The organism is Mycobacteroides chelonae CCUG 47445 (genome assembly GCF_001632805.1).
Lineage (GTDB): Bacteria > Actinomycetota > Actinomycetes > Mycobacteriales > Mycobacteriaceae > Mycobacterium > Mycobacterium chelonae.
On sequence record NZ_CP007220.1, the window covers coordinates 2,196,038 to 2,216,233 of the forward strand.

The window sequence follows — 20,196 nt, forward strand, 5'->3', positions numbered from 1 at the left end:
TGTACACGGATTTCCTTTTTATGCCTGGCTCGCACTGTGTCTTGGGCCAACCAATGCCGGATCCGTTTCTCGCAATGCGCGGCACGGCACTCGCATGGGCCACCAGAACCACCGGCCCAGAATGGTCGCGATGGAGGGGATGACGAGTGAACGGACGATGAGTGTGTCGAGCAGGAGTCCGACGCCGACGGTGGTGCCGATCTGTGCGAGTGTGCTGGAGTAGCCGGCGATCAGCGCGAACATCGTGAAACCGAAAATCAGGCCCGCTGTGGTGACCACGCTGCCGGTGCCCACCATGGAGCGGATGATGCCGGTCTTGATTCCGGCGCGGAGCTCCTCTTTGAATCGGGCGACGAGCAGCAGGTTGTAATCGGCGCCGACCGCGACAAGAAATATGAAGGAGCATGGCGCCACCGCCCAGTGCAAGGGCAGGCCGACACCGTGCTGCCAGATGGCGACACTCAGACCCCACGCGGACAGGAACGACAACCCCACGGTGCCAACGACGGCGATCGCGGCGACGAAGCTGCGTAGCAGCAGCAGGACCACGCAGAACACGAATGCGAAGGCCGCCACGGCGCTGGTGATGAAGTCCTCCCTGGCGAAGGCGGCGATGTTGAGCAGCGTGCCGCCGGCGCCTCCGATGCTCACCTGGCTCCCGCCGAGTGAGGTGCCCTTGAGCGCTGATTGCGCCGCGGGGATGATCTTCGCGCTGTAGTCCATGCTCTCTCTGCTGAACGAGTTCACATCGCCCATGACAAGCATTCGGGTGATCTTGCCGTCCGGTGAGAAGAAGACGGAGAGTGCGGACTGGAACAACGGGGATTCGAAGGCCTGGCTCGGAAGGAAGAAGTACCCGCTCGGGTCTCCCTTCATATAGGTGTCGGCGATCTCACGCAGGAATTGGGTGACCTCGTTCATCTGTACGAGCAGCGAGTCCGCCATGCCGCGGATGGGGGTCAGTGTTCGTTGCGCGTCGCTGAGGAAACGGTCCAGGAGCTGAACTTGTGCCACCAGGTTCGGCAATGACTCCGAGGCCACGCGGGAGGCGTCGACGAGATCTTCGAACTTTCGCCCCCCGGCCTGATTGAGTCCGTCGAGAACGGCCAGGCCGGTGAGCGCGGTATTGCAGGGCAGCAGCTGCTTACAGTCCGGGACCATATCGACCAGTTGTCCCGCCGTGTCGATGCCGGCGGCGAGCATGGGCTGCATCTCATTGTGAATGCCCTTCGCCATCTTCAATAGGTCGATGAGGCGCGCCCGGGTGGCCTGGCCCCCGCCGCCGGGAAGGTCGACGGCCCGTTGGGTGACTCGGAGGTCCTTGAGGACCACCTTGACGCCGACGGAGAGCTGATCGATCTGGCCGGTGATTCTGGCGATGCCGTTGAGCTGTGTGCTGACCATTTCGGCGATTTGGGACATGCGTTCGCCGATGTACCCGCCTTGATAGGTCAGGGTTCCCTGGGGCAGTGGCGATATGAGGGGGCGGGTGATGCCCTGCACCGCTTGCACGCCGTCCACGCTGTAGACGGCATTGGTCAGCTTGGCGAGCGCGATCAGGTCGGCGGAGTTACGCATGTCGTGATCGGATTCGACGAACAGCAGGTTCGGGTTCAGCATGTTCGGCGGCAGGTGCCGATCCGCGGCGTCCAGGCCCAGATTCGCCTCGGTGTTGGCCGGCTGTGCCGCCCGTTCGTTGTAGCTGATGACATATGTCGGTAGGACGAGAATCGCGAGCGCGAGTACGGCGAGGCTGCCGGCGAGTACGGGGCCGGGCCAGCGGACCACGTGCGTGGCGATGCGCCGCCAGCGGCGGATGGCCCGATCTCCGCGGGGCTCATACAGTCCGAGCCTGCACCCGATCGCCAGCAGTGCGGGGCCGAGGGTCAACGCCGCGGCGAGGGCGGTGAGGATGCCGATGGTGCAGGGCAGGCCGGACGTGGAGAACGCCGCGAGTCGAGTGAGTGTCATGCAGGCGGTCGCGCCCGCCACTGTCAGCCCGGAGGCAAAGATGATGCGCTGCACACTCGACAGCGCGGTGAAGTAGGCGGTGGTCGGGTCCTGGCCCGCCCGTCGTGCTTCTTGATACCTGCCGAGCAGGAAGATGCCGTAGTCCGTTCCCGCGCCAAGGACGATGCCGGCCAACAGACTTGACGCAAATATGGAGATGCCGATGATCCCGCGTTCACCGAGCAGGGCGACGATTGGACGGGCGGTCACCAGCGCGACCGCCACGACCAGTAGCGGCATCGCCGCCGTGAACAGCGAACGGTAGGTCAGCGACATGATGATGGTGATGCAGATGGCGCACGCGATGATGATCGGCAGAATCGAGCGGTTGATCGCGAGTAGTTCGTCGTTCACGACCGCGGAAGGTCCGGTCACGTAGATCTTGACCCCGGCTGGGGGCGGGTAGGCCTTGACGATGTCGCGCACCGCTTGGGTGGATTCCATGGCCAGCGCCGTGCCCATGTTTCCGGCGAGGTTGAGATAACTGAAAGAGGCCTTGCGGTCCTGGCTTTCGAATGCCGGGGCGAATGACGGGTCGGACCACAGATCGATCGTTGTGACGACGTGCTTCTTGTCGGCCTTGAACTTCTCCATCAGATCGGCGTAGTAGCCGTGCATCTCCGCGCCGAACGGCTTGTCTCCCTCGGCCAGCACGGCGACGAAGTTGTTGGTGCCGCCGTTTCCGAAGTACTTGCCCATGTTGGAGAGGGCCTGCACCGAGGAGGCCTCGTCGGGCAAGAAGGACAACGCGTGTCCCTCGATCACCTTCTCGAGTTGGGGCCCAGCGGCATTGAGGCCGCAGGCGAGCAGCACCCACAGCACGACGATCGGGATGGACAGTCCGTACAGCAGCCGTGCGTACAGCGGTCTGTGCTGTCCGGTGTCGGTGCTGGCGTAGGTCTCTCGGCGGAACGGCACGGAGAATTCGTTGCGTAGCCGCTTGCCAAATGCCCGTGATCGATCGGAGAACCCGTTACCGTCGCCGGGCGCGGGTATGGGCCCCGTAACTGCTTCGCTCTCGTCTTTTTTCATGCGACCTGCACCTTGCAGCTTGCGATCCCGCCACTGGCGGTTGCGACTTGTTCATCGCGGACCTTGCCGTTGACGGTGATCCGGCATCCAACCCCAGAGCTGTTGGACTGCACGACCATGCTCGTCACCAGCGAAGGTTCCACGGTGCGCAGTGCTTCTTGCCATGGCAGGACGGTGTTGACGTTTTGGTTGTGGCCTTCGTCGTCGAGATAGGACACCGTCGCCGGGGTTCCGTCGGGACCGACGGCCTCGTACTGGATCGTCCGTTCGGACAGCGTGCCCAACGTGGGGAGACGGCTCACCGTCCCCGCCGCCTCATCCGGGATCTCGCTCGAGCGCAGTTTGAGGATGAACAAGGCCGCGACGGTAAGCACCGCCAGCACAACGAGATACACCCAGGCGTTTCTCATGGAGCTACTTTCGGGGGGATCAACAAAGTCATCTGAAACACCCTTCGTGTTGCCAATCAGACGGGTACAGTCCGAACTCCACGGAATGACACGGCAGGCACAGCATCGTTAGTGGTCAAGATGATTCCAGATGAGCTCGAACTGTCTCGCTATTTCGGAAAAAGTTCCATCGTCTCCCGATAGTTCAACAACTAGGAGAGGGCCGAGCATTGGTTGCAGTGGCTATCATTGGCATCGGATGCAAATTCCCCGGAGGAATTGGTGATCCGGAGAGTTTCTGGAACTTTGTGTTACGCAAAGGCGACGCCGTCGTTGATATTCCGAAGGATCGCTGGGACGCGGATAAGTACTACGACCCGGACCCCGATACGCCGGGCCGGATGTACACGCGGCGCGGTAGCTTCCTGACCCAGAGTTTCCGACGGTTCGATGCGGATTTCTTCGGGATCTCGCACCGTGAGGCTGCCGTCCTGGACCCACAGCAGAGGCTTCTTCTCGAAACCACCTGGGAAGCCCTCGACGATGCGGGCATCGCCGGACAGGCGCTGGGCGGGAACGTGGGAACCTTCATCGGCGGCTTCATGAACGACAACATGATCAGCCGGGGCCTGGCCCGAAACCTCGAGAAGATCAATAACTTCGCCGCCTTCAGCGCGTCGCAGACGTTGTTGTCCAACCGAATCGCCCACGCGCTCGACTTCTGGGGGCCGAGCATGACTGTGGACACGGCATGTTCGTCCTCGCTGGTCACCACGCACCTGGCGGTACGGGCGGTCGCGGGTGGCGAGTGCGATGTGGCGCTCGCCGGCGGAGTGAACGTCATGTTCCAGCCGGAAACGTTCATCACCATGTGTAAGGGCAGATTCCTCGCGGCCGACGGTCGCAGCAAGTCGTTCGACGCGGCAGCGGACGGCTACGGCCGTGGTGAGGGCGTCGGAATCGTGGTGCTCAAGAACCTCGAGCAGGCGCAGCGCGACGGTGACCATATATATGCGGTGATTCGTGGTAGCGGGGTCAACCAGGACGGCAGGACGATAGCGCTGCCCGTGCCAAATCCGGTGTCGCAGCAGCGGCTTGCGGATCGTGTGATCAAGGAGGCAGGCATTGACCCGGCCTTGGTGGGATACATCGAGGCGCATGGCACCGGTACCAGCGTGGGCGACCCGCTGGAGGCGCAGGCACTGGGGCACTCGTACGGCAAGGTTCCCGGCCGCACGCAGCCGCTGGTGATCGGCTCGGTGAAGAACAACTTCGGCCATACCGAGGCCGCGGCGGGTGTCGCGGGTTTGATCAAGGCCGCGCTCACCGTGCAGCGGCGGACCATCGCGCCGCAGGTCGTCCTCGACAAGCTCAACCCGGAAATCCCGTTCGACGAGTTGCAGATCCGTATCCCGACCGAGGTCGAGCCGTACCCGGACATGGGAGCTCCCGCATACGCGGCGGTGAACAGCTTCGGCTACGGCGGGACCAACGCGCATGTCATCGTGCAGGCGCCGCCCGCGGCCGCCGAGCCGCAGGCTCCCGCACGTGACAGCATTCGGATCTTCCCGGTCTCCGCGCGCAGTGGTGCCGCGTTGCACCAGGTCGCCGGACGGTACGCCGCACTGTTGGGCTCAGATCTCTCCGAGGAGGGTGCGCAGCAGCTGAAGACCGCGGCCACCGGCCGTCGGGCGCAGCATTATCTGCGTAAGGGCTTCATCTATCGCGATGCCGATGACCTTCTCACACAGCTGAATTCCTATGCGGAAAGCGAGGAAGCGGCGCCGGCGCGTGCTCTCGTCGAGGGCATCTCCGATCCCGTGTTCGTCTTCAGCGGGATGGGCCCGCAGTGGTGGGGGATGGCTCGCGCACTGTTGCAGACGCCCGGTGTCTTCCGTGACACCGCCGCCGAGATCGACGCGGTGTTCCAGGAGATCTCGGGCTGGTCGGTAATCGCCGAACTGCTGCGGCCCGAGGGGGACTCTCGTGTCAGCAGCACCGAGATCGCCCAGCCGGCGAATTTCTTGGTCCAGTCGGCACTGGCAGAGCATTTGCGGCAGTTCGGGATCCGGCCCACCGCGGTGGTAGGACACAGTGTTGGTGAGGTCGCCGCGGCGTACGTGAGTGGCGCGTTGTCCTTGCGCGACGCCGCTACGGTTTCCTTCCATCGCTCCCGGCTGCAGGCCAAGACGGCGGGCTCTGGCGGCATGCTCGCGGTCGGTCTGGATGCCGAGGAAGCCCAGCGCCGGGCAGCGCGTTTTGGAACGGCAGTGTGTGTCGCGGCGATCAACAGCGCCGCGGCAACCACATTGTCCGGCGACTCCAAGGCCCTGCAGACACTGCACGATGAGCTCGCTGAAGACGGGGTCTTCGCCCGCATGCTGCACGTCGAGGTTCCGTATCACAGCCAGCTCATGGACCCGATCCTCGGGGAGCTCGCGACTGCGCTGGCAGGTCTTGCCCCCCGGCAGTCGGACGTGCCGGTCTACTCGACCGTCACCGGTGAGAAGATCGACAGCGCGGCATTCGCGGACCCGGACTACTGGCTCAAGAACGTGCGCGAAAGCGTCCTGTTCGCGAAGGCCATCGACACCCTCATCGAGGATCGGTACCGGGTGTTCCTGGAGCTTGGTCCGCATCCAGTCCTGCTCGGGAACATTCGAGAAAGCTTTGTGCGCCACAGTGTCTCCGGTGCCGCGGTCCAGACCTTGCACCGTGACCAGAATGATGAGCAGTCGGTGTTGCAGGCGGTCACGGACCTGTATGCGGTGGGTGCTATCGACGCCCCCGGTGAGGCCGGTCTCTACGAGAACGGTTCGGTCCCGCACATGGACCTGCCGAAATACCCATGGTCGCAAGAGGAACTGTGGGAAGAGGACGCCCTGACGTTGCGTGCGCGCTACGGCGACGCCGATCGGTTCGCGCTCCTGGGCGACCGGGCGGAGGCGCTGACGCCACAGTGGGAGGTCACCCTGGCGGCCGCGAATCTGCCCTGGCTGCCCGACCACACAGTTCTCGGCTCGATTGTGCTACCGGGAACCGCGTACCTCGATGCCGCGCTATCGGCCGTGCGTCAACGCTCCGGCCGGGGCCAGGCGGGCTTGGACTCGGTGGTCTTCGCGGTGCCTTTGGTGGTCGCCGAACATGACGCGCCGATCACCCGTCTCACCGTGGACGAGCCCACCAAGCGGTTCACCGTCAACGGCCGCTCCGCACATACCCAACTGTGGACGGCACATGCCAACGGCAGGCTGGTCGAGGCGAATCTGGGGACCTTGCGGATCGATGTTCCGGCACAGTCCGAGTTCGACAGGATCTTTGACGGCGAAGACGTCTACAAGGGATTGGCCGCAGTCGGGCTCTCCTACGGTCCCGCCTTTCAGCGAATCCAGAGCGTGCGCATCGGGTCGGCCGGCTGTGTTGCGCAGCTGACGACTCCGGAAGGGGTAGACGCGTCTGGGTCGGTACTGCGGCACGCCATTCATCCCGCGCTCGCCGATGCCGCGCTGCAGTGCATCGCGGTCCTCTTGGCGGCACGTCCAGAGCTGGATGTGCCTCCGACGGCGCATATCCCGGCCTCGGTGGACCGGGTACGTCTATACCACGAGGTGCCCCAGGACCCGATCGCGTTCGTCGAGATCACCAGCACGCAGCCGCTGCGTGCGAACGCCTATCTCGCTTCGCAAGACGGCGAAGTCGCCCTGGCCTTGACCGGAGTGACGCTGCGGCCCGTGGGATCGGCGCTGGACCCGCTGTCCGAGCTTGATCAGTACTTCTACGAGCCTCGTTGGGAGCCTTTGGAAGAGGAAGTCGAGGCACAGTCCGACTCCGCGCCTGCCGCCTCCAGAAGTGCCGCCGCACCCGCCGCCCGGGCTGCGAATGTGATCGTCGGGATCGGCGATGTGGCCGCCGCTTTCGCAGAAGGCGCCCGCCGTGCGGCCAGCGCCGGTGCGGTGATCCTGAAAGCCGACCCGGGAGCAGATCTCGCCGACGCTTTCGCGGCAGCGTTACACGCGGACACGTACTTGCGTGTCCTGGCGACCGTCGGCGCCGGAAAGACGTTGGTGGAGAACTTGCATCAACTCGTCACGATCGCCCAGGCGTTGCGGGTCGTTCTCGAAGCCGAGACCGAGCGCGGTGTCGTGAGTCCGGATGTGCAGGTGGTCGTCGTGAGCACGCGCGCCTTCCTGGCCCCGGGCGACAGTGGCCTGGACCTCGATCAGACCGCGCTCGTGGGAGCGCGCCGGGTGTTGGCCAACGAGCAGCACCCCGCTAAATGGTCCCTCGTGGATCTGCCCGATTCAGCGACGCCGGACGAGGTGGCGGCGGAGATCGGTGCGATGAATCGAGCCGAAGAAGTCGCGGTGCGTGCGGGTGAGCGGTGGACCCAGCGGATGCGCCGGTCGCTGTCCGAACTCGTTGCGCCGTGGGAAGAACCATTCGAGCCCACCGACCCGGAGGTGGCCTACGAGGTACAGATCCCGGACACGCGCACGCTCAAGGACATCGCGCTGCGCGCATGCGACCGCATTGAACCGGGACCCCGGCAGGTCGAGGTGCGCGTCGAAACCTTGGGGCTCAACTACAAAGACCCGCTGAAGGTCCTGGGAATCCTGACGGAGCGCGAGCTTGGCGAGACATATTTCAAGCTGGAGCCCGGCATGGAGGGATTCGGAGTCGTCACACGTGTCGGCTCCGCGGTCAACGAGCTCAGAGTCGGCGAGAGCATCGCGGTGGCAGAGCGTGGGCTGCTGCGCCGCTACCTGACGTTCGATCTCGATGGTGGTGCGGCATGGGAACGGATCGACGAAGAGCACCTGCAGCGTGAGGATTTCGATCCGCTCGCAGTGGGCTCGGGTGTTCCATTCTTCACGGCGGGCTACGCCTTCTACAAGCTCGCCGATCTGCAGCCCGGTGAGACCGTCCTTATTCACGGTGCGGCGGGCGGCATGGGCATGGGTGCGGTGCAGATCGCGGTCAACATGGGCGCGGTTGTCTATGCGACCGCCGGTAGCGAGGAGCGCCGTCGGGCGGCGCTCGAACTCGGTGCAACCGCGGCCTTCGACTCGCGATCGGTCGGGTTTGTCGACGACATACTGCGCATCACCGAAGGACGCGGTGTCGACGTCATCTACAACTCGCTGCCCGGCGAGATGATCGCCCAGAACTTCGCGGTCGCCGGGGAATTCTGCCGGATCATCGAAATCGGGAAGGCCGATATCTACTTCGGCGGCGCAGTGGATCTCAAGGCCTTCAGCGGCAACTTGTCGTTCCACGCGATCGACATGGATCGCATGCTGCGGTTGCGGCCCGAGACATTCCGCGAGCTCCGGCGCGAGTGCACCGAGATGCTCACCTCGGGCAAGCTCACCCCGCTGCCGTTCACGAGATTCCCGATCGACGATGTGGTGGGAGCGTTCGAAGCGGTGTTCCGGGCGGCGCACATGGGCCGGATCGTGCTGGATCTGCGGGATCAAACTCCAAAGCTACTGCCGCGCAAGCCGGATACCGCCCCGGTGCGCCCCGGCCACTCCTACCTCATCAGCGGTGGGTTCGGCGGGTTCGGGTTGGCCACTGCGCGCTCGTTGGCCAGGGCGGGGGCCACCCACCTGATCCTCGCGGGCCGCAGCGGTGCCACCACCGAGGTGGCGCGGGCGCAGATCGAGGCACTGCGCGCCGCCGATGTCGACGTGTGGGAAGAGCGGATCGATATCAGCGACTACGACCAGGTCTCGGATCTGATCGCGAAGGTGGAAGCGTCGGGACATCCGCTGCGCGGAGTTTTCCATGCCGCCGCGGTGGCCCATGACGAGGTGCTCGCGGACATCAGCGCGGAGTCGCTGTACAAGGTCTTCGCGCCGAAGGTCGACGGTGCCCTGAATCTGGATAAGGCCACGCGTGAGCACGAGGTACCGCTCGACCACTTCGTGCTGTACTCCTCGATCAGTGGCCTCATCGGCATTGTTCCGCAGGTGACGTATGCGGCCGCGAACAGCGTGCTGGACGGGCTCGCTCAGGCACGGCACGCGGCCGGGCTGGCCGCCCTGTCGGTGAGCTGGGGCGCGATGAGCGGCGGTGGGATGGCTGAGGTGGAGGCCATCGTCAAGTTCCTCGACTCCGTCGGGCTGCGGCGTCTCAACATGGATCTCGGGGCGACGCTCATGCACGAGTGCTCCCGATTCCAGCTTCCGCATGTCGCTATCGCGGGCGTCGACTGGGGAGTCTTGCGCACTCCGTTGCCCTCGACAGCCAAGAGCACACGTTTCGCTCATCTCTCCGCGGAAGCCGCTGCGGTGTCGAACGAACAGGCCGCCTTCCGTGCGGCGGTGCTGGCCCTGCCCGAGGAGGAGCGCGGCCCGATGGTCACCAAGGAACTGGCCAAGGAACTCGCCAATGTCCTCAAGGTCGACGTGGACAGCATCGATCCGACCGGGCCGATCGCCGATCTGGGTATCGATTCCCTGATGGCGGTGGAGTTCGCCGCACGAGCCGGTAAGCAGTTGAACATCCAGATCAGTGCGTTCCAGTTCACCCCGGATCTCACCCTTGAGGCCGTCGGTGCCCGCGTCGCACTACTCATTGCGCAAGGGGTCGGCGATCCCGAGCATGACGCGATATAGAGGATCGGCGTGACTGTTGCGACTCCGCTTGAATGTTGGTGGTGGCCAAGGGCATATCAGCCGTCCCTGCCCACCGTGCTGTTTTTCCCTGGCGCCGGGGCCAATCACGCCGGCGAGCAGCACCTGGTCCCGCATCTGGCAGGGGTGAACTTCGGGGTGTGGCGGATGCCGGGGCGCAGCACCCGGTCGACCGAGCCTTCCCCGGAGAACCTGCGCGCACTGTCGGAGGACTGCGCGGCAGCGATCGTCGGGCTCGGTTGCCGTCGGCCGGTTCTCGCGGGAAAGAGTTTTGGCGGCCTGTTCGGTTACACGGTCTGTCAGGCGTTGGAGTCGCGGGACTTCGCCGTGGGCCGGTTTGTCCCGGTGGTGAGTGGGCATCCGTCCCTGTGGCGAATGGATGCTCTCTACGCCAAGACCCGGGGTCATAACCCGAAACAACACGCGCTCTGGAGACTCACCAATGACGAGCAGCGCGGGGCGTGGCCGCCGAAGAAGATAGCGGACGAGTCATTGTTGGAGCAGGCGCGGCTGCACGCGGTGATCGATTTCAGCCTTGGCCTGCAATCGATTTCGCGCCGCCGGATCAAGACGGCGATTACCGAGGTGAGCGCAAAGGATGACGAGGTGATCCCGAAGTTTGCGCCACCGCGCAGATGGGCCCCGTACACGAAGGGGGAGTTCACGAGCATCCTCGTGACCGGCGGGCACTACTTCTACTGGTCGAACCCGCAAGCCTTGGCGACCATTTTGACGCACGAGGCCGAGCTGGCCCTCGGCGGCTCGTACTCCTACTAGCCGCCGGGGCCGACGTCGTACTACGGGGTTTCGCGTTGGCAATCCGGGCCGGTGTACTGCCAGTTCGGGTTACTCGAGTACTCGCAGCCCGGGCCTACGTACTTCCAATTCGGGGCCGGAGGCGGTAGTTGTCCGCCTTCGCCGCGCCAATTGGGTCCTGCATACCGCCAGCCCCATTGGCTGAACCAGCTGTCGGGGTTGACACAGCCCTCCATGGTGCCCGGTCCCCAAGGTGGCGGGGGTGAGGGATACGGTCCGTTGAAGCACACATCCGCGGGGGCGGGGCTCGGCTGTGCCGACGCCAGGCCCGCGTTGATGACAGCGACCGGAGCGGCGATAACACCCGCTGCTAGCACGGCCTGGCCAAGCTTGATGATCTTGTTCATCGCACAACCTCCGACGTTGGATGCCGCTGTGATTGGGCAAGATTAGCGCACAATTATCCGTTTTCCTTGCAATTGTGCTAATTGCGCTCGATGGCTTTGCGCGACGTGGCGCCAGACGTGTCGCACCAGCTCTCACCAGTCATGTCGCTGGTTTTGGTGATGCCGATTTCTCACATCCGCGGACGGTCATGCGGTTCGCTGGTACCGAGCGGACCTTGCGCGCCTGTCGTCGGGAGCCACCGCTACGCTTTCAAGGCGTGGCACGTCGCAAACACGCTCAACCCTGCAAGTGGTGCGGGCGCGAAGTCGACGACGCGGAACTGGGCCGGCGACGCCAGTACTGCCGCCAATCCTGCCGTCAGCGCGCCTACGAGCAGCGCGCCGTCGTCAAGGGCACCTCGGTGCCTGCCGATGCCGTGGTGCTTACGGCCGACGAGGCGACGGACCTGGCTGATCGGGTGTATCAGGCGCGGTGTGCGGCCGAGGATGTCGCCACCGCCGTCGAAGAAGGTGCGACTCAGGATGAGCTGCGTGAGCTGTGCGAGGAACTGCTGCGCGCCGCCAAGGCGGCAGACGGCTGGCGCTGATTTCGTCCGTTCTCCCGGGATAGGGATACCCGTCGAATCAGCGCGATATTAATTCTTCACGGAATCCGAACGCGCTCATAGTGTGTCAACACTGTCGATACGCAGCCGCCGACCCGTGAGGATTCCTGAGCTTTTCATGACCACCCGTAATACGTTGGTGGCCGCTGCGGCGACTGACGCCAATACCCCCGTAGCCACCCCGTCTTGGCGGGAGCGGATTCTCAACCGGCGCTGGGAGATCATTCGGTCTATTTCGCCGTTGGTGGTGCTGCTCATCTGGCAGGCGGGGAGTGCCTGGAGTCTGATCGACCCGGACATATTGCCTGCCCCGTCGACAATCGCCCACGCCGGAATCGAGTTGATTGGCAACGGCCAGCTTGCCGAGGCGCTGCGGGTCTCCGGGATCCGCGCCGCCGAGGGGCTGCTGTTGGGCGGCCTGGTCGGAGTGGTGCTGGGAGCGGCGGTGGGTTTGTCGCGTCTTGTCGATGCCGTGGTGGACCCGACCATGCAGATGATCCGGGCGCTGCCACACCTCGGACTCATCCCGCTGTTCATCCTGTGGTTCGGCATCGGCGAGCTGCCCAAGGTGCTGATGGTGGCGCTTGGAGCGGCATTTCCGCTGTACCTCAACACCACCTCCGCGATCCGGCAGGTAGACCCCAAACTTTTCGAAACCGCACAGGTGCTTGGGTTTTCGTTCTGGCAGCGTTTGCGTGTCATCGTCGTCCCCAGCGCGACTCCGCAGGTGCTTGTCGGGTTACGGCAGTCCCTGGCGCTGTCCTGGCTGACACTCATCGTCGCCGAACAGATCAACGCCGACGCCGGGGTGGGATTCCTGATCAACAATGCGCGCGATTTCCTGCGCATCGACGTGATCATCTTCGGGCTGGTGGTCTACGCGCTGCTGGGCATAGTCACGGATGCCATTGTGCGGGTGCTGGAACGGCGTGCACTGCGGTACCGATCATGAAAGGCAGATCATGACAGCGGTTTTCGAGGTAGCAGACTTGTCGCGGCAGTCCGCCACGCCGGCAGCCGAGTTGACGTCGGTCACCAAGCGGTACGGGCGTAATCGCGTTCTCGACGACGTCTCGCTGCGGGTCGACCGTGGCGAGATCGTCGCCCTGGTGGGCCGCAGCGGCTCGGGTAAGTCAACGGTGCTCAGGGTGCTGTCCGGGCTGGCCGGCGACCACGACGGTGAACGCGTGGTGTCGGGCGCTCCCGCAGTGGCCTTCCAGGAGCCGCGACTGTTCCCGTGGCGCTCGGTGCGCGATAACGTGCTGTACGGACTCACCCGCACCAAGTTGTCCAAGGCGGAGGCACTTTCCCGCGTTGACCGGGCCCTTGATGAGGTGGGGCTTGCCGACAAGGCGCAGGCCTGGCCGCTGACGCTCTCGGGCGGTCAGGCACAACGTGTTTCGCTGGCGCGTGCACTTGTCGCGGAGCCGCAGCTGCTGTTGCTCGACGAGCCCTTCGGGGCACTCGACGCGCTGACACGGCTCTCGATGCACCGACTGTTGTTGAACCTGTGGCGAGAGCACGAGTTCGGTGTGCTGCTGGTAACCCACGATGTGGACGAGGCGATATCGCTGGCCGACACCATCCTGGTGCTGGATGAGGGTCGGTTGGTGCACACATTGCGTATTAGCAATCCGCGTAAACCGCAGGGCAAGCACGACACCGAAACCGAGAACTATCGAGGAGAGCTTCTTGCGCAGCTTGGTGTTTAAGTCCATCGTCAGCGCGACCGCGATCCTGCTGTCGTTGACGGCCTGCACCTCCGGCCGCGACGATAAGGGCGATTCCGCGGTGCCGCAGCTCGTCCCGCTCTCGGAGCTGTCGAATCTCACTCTGCGCGTGGGCGATCAGAAGGGTGGCACCGAATCGCTGCTGCGGGCGGCGGGGGAACTGGACAACGTGCCGTACAAGGTCGAATTCTCCACCTTCACTTTTGGCCCGCCGCAGATCGAGGCGCTGACCGCGGGCAAGATCGACTTTGCCGTCACCGGCAACACACCCCCGATTTTCGGCGCGGCGTCCAAGGCGAGAATCAAAGTGGTGTCTGGATATACGAATGACGCCTCCGGTGACCAGATCCTGGTTTCCGACACATCCCCAATCCAATCCGTGGCAGATCTGCGGGGGAAGAAGGTGGCTGTCGGGAAGGGGAGTTCGGCGAATGGTCATCTGCTACTGCAGCTGCAGAAGGCCAATCTCACCATCAAGGACATCCAGCCGGTGTTTCTGCAGCCCGCCGATGCGTTTACCGCACTGAGTCAGGGCCAGGCCGACGCCTGGGCGATCTGGGACCCTTACACGGCGCTGGCCGATAAACAGCTGAAGGTTCGTACCCTGGTGACCGCTACCGGCGTCGCGAACGGATACGGATTCGGCGTCGCCTCGCAGGTGGCACTGCGTGATGGTCAACGCAATACCGCATTGTCGGACCTGGTGCAGCGTATTGCGCGTGCCAGCGCATGGGCCCAAGCCCATCCACAGGAGTGGTATGGAAAATATGCCGCCGCAATCGGAATCGACCCTGCGGCAGCAGAGCTGGCGCAGGCACGCAGCCTGCGGCAACCAATACCGCTTACCGACGAGGTGACGGCCTCGGAGCAGACGCTGACCGACCTGTTCGCGCAGTCGGGCCAGATTCAGGGCAAGCCAACGTTCTCTGATTTCGTCGATAACCGGTACAACGATGCACTCAAGCAGTACTTCACCAAGTCCCAATAACCCACAAGGAGACCAATTCCCGTGGCCGCCAAGTTCTTCTGGTTCCTGCCCACCAATGGCGACAGCCGTTCCATTGTGGGTGCCTCGCACGCGTCCTCGCATCACACCATCCCGGTGGGTTACCGCGAACCGAGCCTGCGCTATCTCGGCGAGATAGCCCGCGCTGCGGACCGTTTGGGCTTCGAGGGTGTGCTGACGCCCACCGGCACCTGGTGTGAGGATGCGTGGCTGACGGCATCGGCGCTTCTGGAGCAGACCGAACGTCTGAAGTTCCTGGTCGCCTTTCGGCCCGGTCTGGTGCCACCGACACTCGCCGCACAGCAGGCCGCCACATTCCAGCGATTCTCCGAAGGGCGCCTGCTGCTGAACGTGGTCAGCGGCGGCGACGACACCGAGCAGCGTCGCTTCGGGGATTGGCTCACCCACGACGAACGTTATGAACGGACCGGGGAGTTCCTGCAGATCGTGCGGGACATCTGGAAGGGTGATCCCGTCGACTATTCGGGCAAGCACTACACCGTGACCGATGCGCGGGTGTCGGAGCCGCCAACACCCTTGCCGCAGCTGTATTTCGGAGGCTCGTCTCCGGCCGCGCTGCCCATCGCGGCCGATCATGTGGACGTGTACCTGACATGGGGCGAGCCGCCCGCCGCGGCCGCGGCGAAGATCGAGACGGTGCGCGCCTTGGCGAAGGAACGCGGGCGCAGCCTTCGGTTCGGCATCCGGCTGCACACGATCACGCGGGATACCTCCGAGGCGGCGTGGGCCGTCGCCGATTCGCTCGTGGCGGAGTTGACTCCGGAGCAGGTGGCGGCGGCCACCGCGTTGCATTCGAAGTCTGAATCCGAGGGGCAGCGGCGCATGACGGCGCTGCATGGCGGTCGGCTCGACAAGTTGGAGATCTACCCGAACCTGTGGGCCGGTGTCGGATTGGTACGCGGTGGTGCGGGTACGGCGCTGGTAGGCAGTCATGAAGAGGTCGCGAATCTGATCTCCGAGTACCACGCGCTCGGGTTCGACGAGTTCATCTTGTCCGGATACCCGCACCTCGAGGAGGCCTACTGGTTCGCCGAAGGCGTGCTCCCGCTGCTCAAGAAGCGGGGAGCGCTGGCCGCCTAGGTCAGATTCGCGCTTTCGTTGTCGAGATCGTTGCGCCGCAAACCCATTGGTGTCGACGCCGGTAGGTCACCGCCCGCGATGACCCGCCGGGTGATGGGGGTGAGCGCGTGAAAGAGCGCCTCCACCTCGGTGTCGCTGAGAATGTCGAGTACCGGCAGCGATACCCGGTCGGTTCGGTTCTCGATATCGGTCTTGAGTGCGCGTCCCTCTGACGTCAGCTGGCCACCGTCGTCGAGCAGGCCGCGCCGAGCCAAGCCCTCTTCGAGCGTGGCCCATTCCGTCTCGTCGTAGTCGCGGCTGCGCATGATGTCGGCTTTGGTCGCCCGGCCCGCCGCAACGTGAAACACGTTCGACTCACGGCCATCGATGCCCGCCGCGACCAGTGCCGCGACGTGGGCGTCGCCACGCTGTTCGCGTAGCAGGGTGGCGGCGTGCCACAGTGTCGCCAGGGGTTCGTCGGGCCAGGGCACGGCGGTGAGTGCGGCGTAGAGGGGGCGCCCCGCGGATGAGGCGTTGCGGGCCGCTCTGCCCAGTAGTTCCGTTGCGGTGCGTAGATTTTCGTCATCGGCCAAGCCGTAGCGCCGCAACGCCGCGACAGCGCCGGCCTGCCGGGCGGACAGTGCCTGCTGCGGGCTGACGGTTTCCCAGGCGCCTTCGAGGGACTTGGCGACCCGGAAGGAGGCGAAGTTGTAGAAGACGGCCTCGACGAGCCGTGGGCGCACTATGCCCAGGGGCGCCGAACGGGTGGCGAAGTATCCACGCCAGAATCCGCGATACCCGAGCTCGTCGGCCGCTGCGCGCGCCTCGGGTGCGAAGTAGGTGATGCCGTGGATGGGTTCGAATCGGTCGTAGAAGCGACGGGCGAGATCGATGGGCCGTGCCATCACTCTAGTGAATCATGCGATACCGCGGCATCAATGGGAAACGTGTGCGGCTTTTTTCGCGGCTTGTCTTCTCGCCATATACATTTCGGCGTCGGCCTGCACCAGTAATTTGGTGACCGTCTTGGCCAGTGATTCCCCGGAATGCGTGACCAGATATGCCAGATTCGCATGGACGCCTCCCATGCTGGCTGTTACCTCTGGAAAGTCACTGGGTAATGGGGCAAGTGCCTGTTCGATGAGGCGCGGATATCCGAGATGCAGCGGCGGGTAAACGATAGAGACCAGCGCGAATTCATCCCCACCTAATCGGGCCAGTAAGGTATCGAGGCCGGCGATTTGCCGCAGTCGCCGTGCGGTGCGTTTGAGCACCTCATCGCCCACGTGGTGGCCGTGGGTGTCGTTGACAGATTTGAAATTGTTGATATCGATCGTGGCGACCACGATCACCTTGTCCGCGGTGGGGCTGGGCCAGCTGTTGCACGCCATCTCCAGGCCGTGCCGATTGAGCAGGCCGGTCAGATGGTCGTGGTGCACCACATGTTCCCAACTGGCGAGGTAGCGCGTGATCTGCTCGCGTGTCACATGGACCACCCACGCGGCGATCACATGCGCGAGCGTGATGGTGACGAGCAGGATGGTCACGATGGGTATTGCCAGGTCAGCGCGAAGTAGAGAGCCGATAACGGCCAGCAGGGTCCCGAAGGCGGTTACCGCGGTCTGGACGAGCAGTACCGAGCGGCCGTGGATGACACACGCATAGGCGTTGACGGCGACGAGCCAGGCCAACTTGACGAAGGCAATTCCGGAGCTCGTCGCCACACATACGCCCACCGTGATCGCGATATCGCAATAGATGAGCCAAGCCAACGACTCGGCGTAGGTAATGGGTTTGCGCCGCGCATACCGAATGCCCCATCCCAGGGTGGGTAACGCGATGACGACGCATAACGTAGGAATGGTCGACAAACCCTCGACAGCCAAGGTCATCGCAGCGGCGCCGATGGCCACGGTACAAATCGCTGTCAGGATGGAAAGCGCGCGGAGCAGACCGAATTGCTCGAGCACCTCGACATTTGTCTCGAAGGTCTGTTTGTCCGTGAGCGGCGCGGGGCGACGATGCATGACATGCGTTTTGCTTATGTCACCACGCCCTTTCGTTTCCGCAGCGTTGGGTTCAGTGAACCATGATCCGAGTCCGGTGCGCTTGTCGGTGCGGGCTCGTAGGGTGGTGCTATGGGATTGAGTTTGGAAGAACGACAGGCATTTCTGGCCGAGCCCCATGTGGCGGCAATCTCGGTGAGTGCCGGTGCTGACCGCGCCCCGCTTACCGTGCCGATCTGGTACTTCTACACCCCGGGTGGCGATCTCTGGGTTCCGACGGGCAAGGGTTCGCGTAAGCATCAGCTCATTGAGGCTGCGGGTCGGCTCACGCTCATGGTCGACCGCGAACAGCCGACGGTGCGGTATGTGAGCGTCGAGGGACCGGTGACCAAGGTCGTGCCGCTCGAACACGACCAGCACCGACAGGTGGCTGCCCGGTACATCCCGGAGGAGTTGCTCGACGGGTACCTCAAGTACTCGGAGGGGTACGGCGAGCAGATTGCGGTCTATGTCTCTCCGGAGCACTGGCTCTCGGCGGACCTGGGCGGCCCGGAGAACTGGGGTTAGCGTTCCGCGTTGACTACCGGGGCAGCGGGAACTGTTCTGTTCCCGGGGTGCCTGTAGGTATGACGGGAAGCGTCAGCGCCGACGGATGCGCCGCATCGTGCAGGATTGTCTGTGTGGCGGAGCGCAGCTCATCGTTCTGCCCGAACGCGGCACCCGTATTCGGGTTGGGCGCGTACTGCGGGAAGTCACTGCTGGAAATTTCCAGCCTGATGCGCTCGCCGGTACGGAATTGGTAGCTCACCGGCCATATGTCGATGCGGTATCTGTGCGGCTGGCCGACAGGGATGGGCCGTCGCTCGGATAACGATTGCGCCAGCGAGGTTCGAACAATTCCGTTGTTGAGATTGACGGCGGCGCCATCGGATTGCACGGCAACGAGTTTCGCGGTGAAGTCGGTGTCCGGTGCCGAAGACGAAGCCCACAGGTCGACCGTGATCGGTCCGGTGACTTCGGTATCGGCGGTGAGTGGCTCGCTGGTGTACGTCAGTACGTCGGGGCGCTCTTCGATGGTGTTCTGGTCGTATTGGCCTTCCGGGGCGGAATCCGCGGCACAGCACGAGTGGCCGCCGGCGCTTGGCACCGGATTCGCCGGATCGTAAAGGTAGGTGTCGGGTGGATCCTCAGGTGTAGTCGAGTTACCCAGCGTTCCATGGTGTTTCGCGCCGGGACCGCCGAGGTGATACACGGTCCATTCCGTCTGTGGCAGCGGCCAGGCAGGTGCGCTCTTCCATCGGTTGGCACCCATCAGGTAGTAGTCGACCCGGGGTGAGTCGGCGGAGACACCGTTGTCGATTCCCTTGAGGAAGTGGTCGAACCATGCCAATTGCAGTTCGTTCACGGGGCTACTGGCGCCGGCCCCCAGGCCTTTCAACAGGGGCGAGGGATTCGATGTTTCGCGGCCCCAGGCGAGGTGATCCCACGGGCCGATGACGATGCGCTGATGCTGGCGCGCTTCCGCTGACCCGCCGCGGGAGGACATGCCGGCGAAGTTCTCCAGGCCTCCGCGCAGGAACGCGTCGTACCAGCCTTCGAAATGCAGGACGGGCACCTTCACGCTCTCGTACCGATCCCGAATGCTCCACCGCTTCCAGTAGCCGTCGCGGGTCGAATGGCGGATCCACTCGAAGTACCAGGGCGCAACGTGTGGATTGCCCGGCTGCATCGGTGGAAGATCCTGGTACGGAAGAAAGTTGAGCCAACGTTCCGGCTCCGTGGCGGCGGCTTCCAGCTCTCGGGTGGTCGCGTCGTCGCCGCGGTTCCTCGCCGCGGTGGTGGCGATTGTTTCGATCGCCCACGGCAACACGAAGCCGAGCCGGAACGCGCCGCCCTCGTAGGTCCAACCGTCGTAGTAGTCGGATGCGGTGTTGGACGGGACGATGGTTGTCAGGTGCGGGGGAGTTGTGGTGGCGGCGAGCCATTGCGTCGCGCCGACGTAGGAGGATCCGTACATTCCGACCTTGCCGGTGGAGCCGGGTAGTCCGGCCGCCCATTCGACGGTGTCGTATCCGTCGTTACCGTCATTGCCGAACTCGGTGAATATCCCATCCGATGCACCCTGCCCCCGAACGTCTTGCACCACCACGAGGTAGCAGTGTGAGGCGAACCAGTCGGGAGTCTGGAACCGCGACGGCTTGATCTGGGCGCTGTCTTTGCCGTACTGGGTGCGCATCAAGATGACCGGCACGGGGTCCTTGAGCTTGGGACGATAGACATCGGCACGCAGTATGGTGCCGTCGCGCATGGTGGCCGGTACATCGGCTTTTTTGGCCACCGCGCAAGGACCTCGTCCGTCGGTAGGTGGCCAAGACGCAGAGCCTGGGTTCTCGGGGCCACAGCTTGTGAGAACGAGACTCAGCGTGGCGGCGAGCATTCCCAGACGTCTGGCCGAACCTGCGATCACCCCGAAAGGGTACCGAGGCCGGCTCGCTCTCCCCGGCATCTGCCCACGCCGCAGCGGACTAACGCACCCA

The 20,196-nt window shown here is 64.2% G+C and carries 14 protein-coding genes; 8 read left to right on the top strand and 6 right to left on the bottom strand.

Annotated features, from left to right (window positions below; genetic code table 11):
* Window positions 1–18: 18 nt before the first annotated feature.
* Both BB28_RS10855 and BB28_RS10860 read right to left on the bottom strand, forming a co-directional pair.
* A complete protein-coding gene (locus tag BB28_RS10855) occupies window positions 19–3,042 on the bottom strand; it encodes an MMPL/RND family transporter (RefSeq protein WP_046253517.1) in 3,024 nt (1,007 codons plus the stop codon).
* Entirely contained in the window at window positions 3,039–3,437 is a 399-nt protein-coding gene (locus tag BB28_RS10860) for an MmpS family transport accessory protein (RefSeq protein WP_052399513.1), read from the bottom strand. Before BB28_RS10860 ends, BB28_RS10855 begins: the two co-directional genes overlap by 4 nt.
* A gap of 224 nt (window positions 3,438–3,661) precedes the next feature.
* On the opposite strand from BB28_RS10860, the gene BB28_RS10865 reads away from it, so the two are divergent.
* On the top strand, window positions 3,662–10,051 hold the full coding sequence (locus BB28_RS10865) for a type I polyketide synthase (RefSeq protein ID WP_046253518.1): 6,390 nt from the start codon (window positions 3,662–3,664) through the stop codon (window positions 10,049–10,051).
* A gap of 75 nt (window positions 10,052–10,126) precedes the next feature.
* Complete coding sequence (locus tag BB28_RS10870) at window positions 10,127–10,846, top strand: thioesterase II family protein (RefSeq protein WP_030095653.1); 720 nt, start codon at window positions 10,127–10,129, stop codon at window positions 10,844–10,846.
* A gap of 20 nt (window positions 10,847–10,866) precedes the next feature.
* Here the strand turns inward: BB28_RS10870 and BB28_RS10875 are convergent, their stop codons facing one another.
* Window positions 10,867–11,232: a hypothetical protein gene (locus tag BB28_RS10875; protein ID WP_030095654.1), complete on the bottom strand. Its 366-nt coding sequence runs from the start codon at window positions 11,230–11,232 to the stop codon at window positions 10,867–10,869.
* 257 nt (window positions 11,233–11,489) lie between these two features.
* Here BB28_RS10875 and BB28_RS10880 point away from each other — a divergent pair, with 257 nt between their 5' ends.
* From BB28_RS10880 to BB28_RS10900, 5 genes are all read left to right on the top strand, one after another.
* Window positions 11,490–11,819: a hypothetical protein gene (locus BB28_RS10880; RefSeq protein WP_046253519.1), complete on the top strand. Its 330-nt coding sequence runs from the start codon at window positions 11,490–11,492 to the stop codon at window positions 11,817–11,819.
* 136 nt (window positions 11,820–11,955) lie between these two features.
* Window positions 11,956–12,789 carry an ABC transporter permease gene (locus tag BB28_RS10885; protein ID WP_046255743.1) on the top strand — a complete coding sequence of 278 codons (834 nt, stop codon included), beginning with the start codon at window positions 11,956–11,958 and terminating at the stop codon, window positions 12,787–12,789.
* Between the two features lie 10 nt (window positions 12,790–12,799).
* Window positions 12,800–13,549: an ABC transporter ATP-binding protein gene (locus BB28_RS10890; protein WP_046253520.1), complete on the top strand. Its 750-nt coding sequence runs from the start codon at window positions 12,800–12,802 to the stop codon at window positions 13,547–13,549.
* Window positions 13,530–14,555 carry an ABC transporter substrate-binding protein gene (locus BB28_RS10895; protein WP_046253521.1) on the top strand — a complete coding sequence of 342 codons (1,026 nt, stop codon included), beginning with the start codon at window positions 13,530–13,532 and terminating at the stop codon, window positions 14,553–14,555. Before BB28_RS10890 ends, BB28_RS10895 begins: the two co-directional genes overlap by 20 nt.
* Window positions 14,556–14,576: 21 nt before the next feature.
* The gene (locus tag BB28_RS10900; RefSeq protein ID WP_046253522.1) at window positions 14,577–15,674 is read left to right on the top strand and encodes an LLM class flavin-dependent oxidoreductase; all 1,098 of its coding nucleotides are present in this window, start codon (window positions 14,577–14,579) and stop codon (window positions 15,672–15,674) included.
* On the opposite strand, the gene BB28_RS10905 is transcribed toward BB28_RS10900, so the two are convergent.
* Both BB28_RS10905 and BB28_RS24560 read right to left on the bottom strand, forming a co-directional pair.
* Window positions 15,671–16,558 carry an SCO6745 family protein gene (locus BB28_RS10905; protein ID WP_046253523.1) on the bottom strand — a complete coding sequence of 296 codons (888 nt, stop codon included), beginning with the start codon at window positions 16,556–16,558 and terminating at the stop codon, window positions 15,671–15,673. The genes BB28_RS10900 and BB28_RS10905 overlap by 4 nt on opposite strands.
* Before the next feature lie 30 nt (window positions 16,559–16,588).
* Entirely contained in the window at window positions 16,589–17,680 is a 1,092-nt protein-coding gene (locus BB28_RS24560; RefSeq protein WP_046253524.1) for a GGDEF domain-containing protein, read from the bottom strand.
* Window positions 17,681–17,791: 111 nt separating this feature from the next.
* Between BB28_RS24560 and BB28_RS25050 the strand changes: the two genes are divergently transcribed.
* On the top strand, window positions 17,792–18,226 hold the full coding sequence (locus tag BB28_RS25050) for a pyridoxamine 5'-phosphate oxidase family protein (protein ID WP_046253525.1): 435 nt from the start codon (window positions 17,792–17,794) through the stop codon (window positions 18,224–18,226).
* Window positions 18,227–18,239: 13 nt separating this feature from the next.
* On the opposite strand, the gene BB28_RS10920 is transcribed toward BB28_RS25050, so the two are convergent.
* Window positions 18,240–20,096, bottom strand: coding sequence for a CocE/NonD family hydrolase (locus BB28_RS10920; protein WP_046253526.1), 1,857 nt, complete (start codon window positions 20,094–20,096; stop codon window positions 18,240–18,242).
* Window positions 20,097–20,196 lie beyond the last annotated feature (100 nt).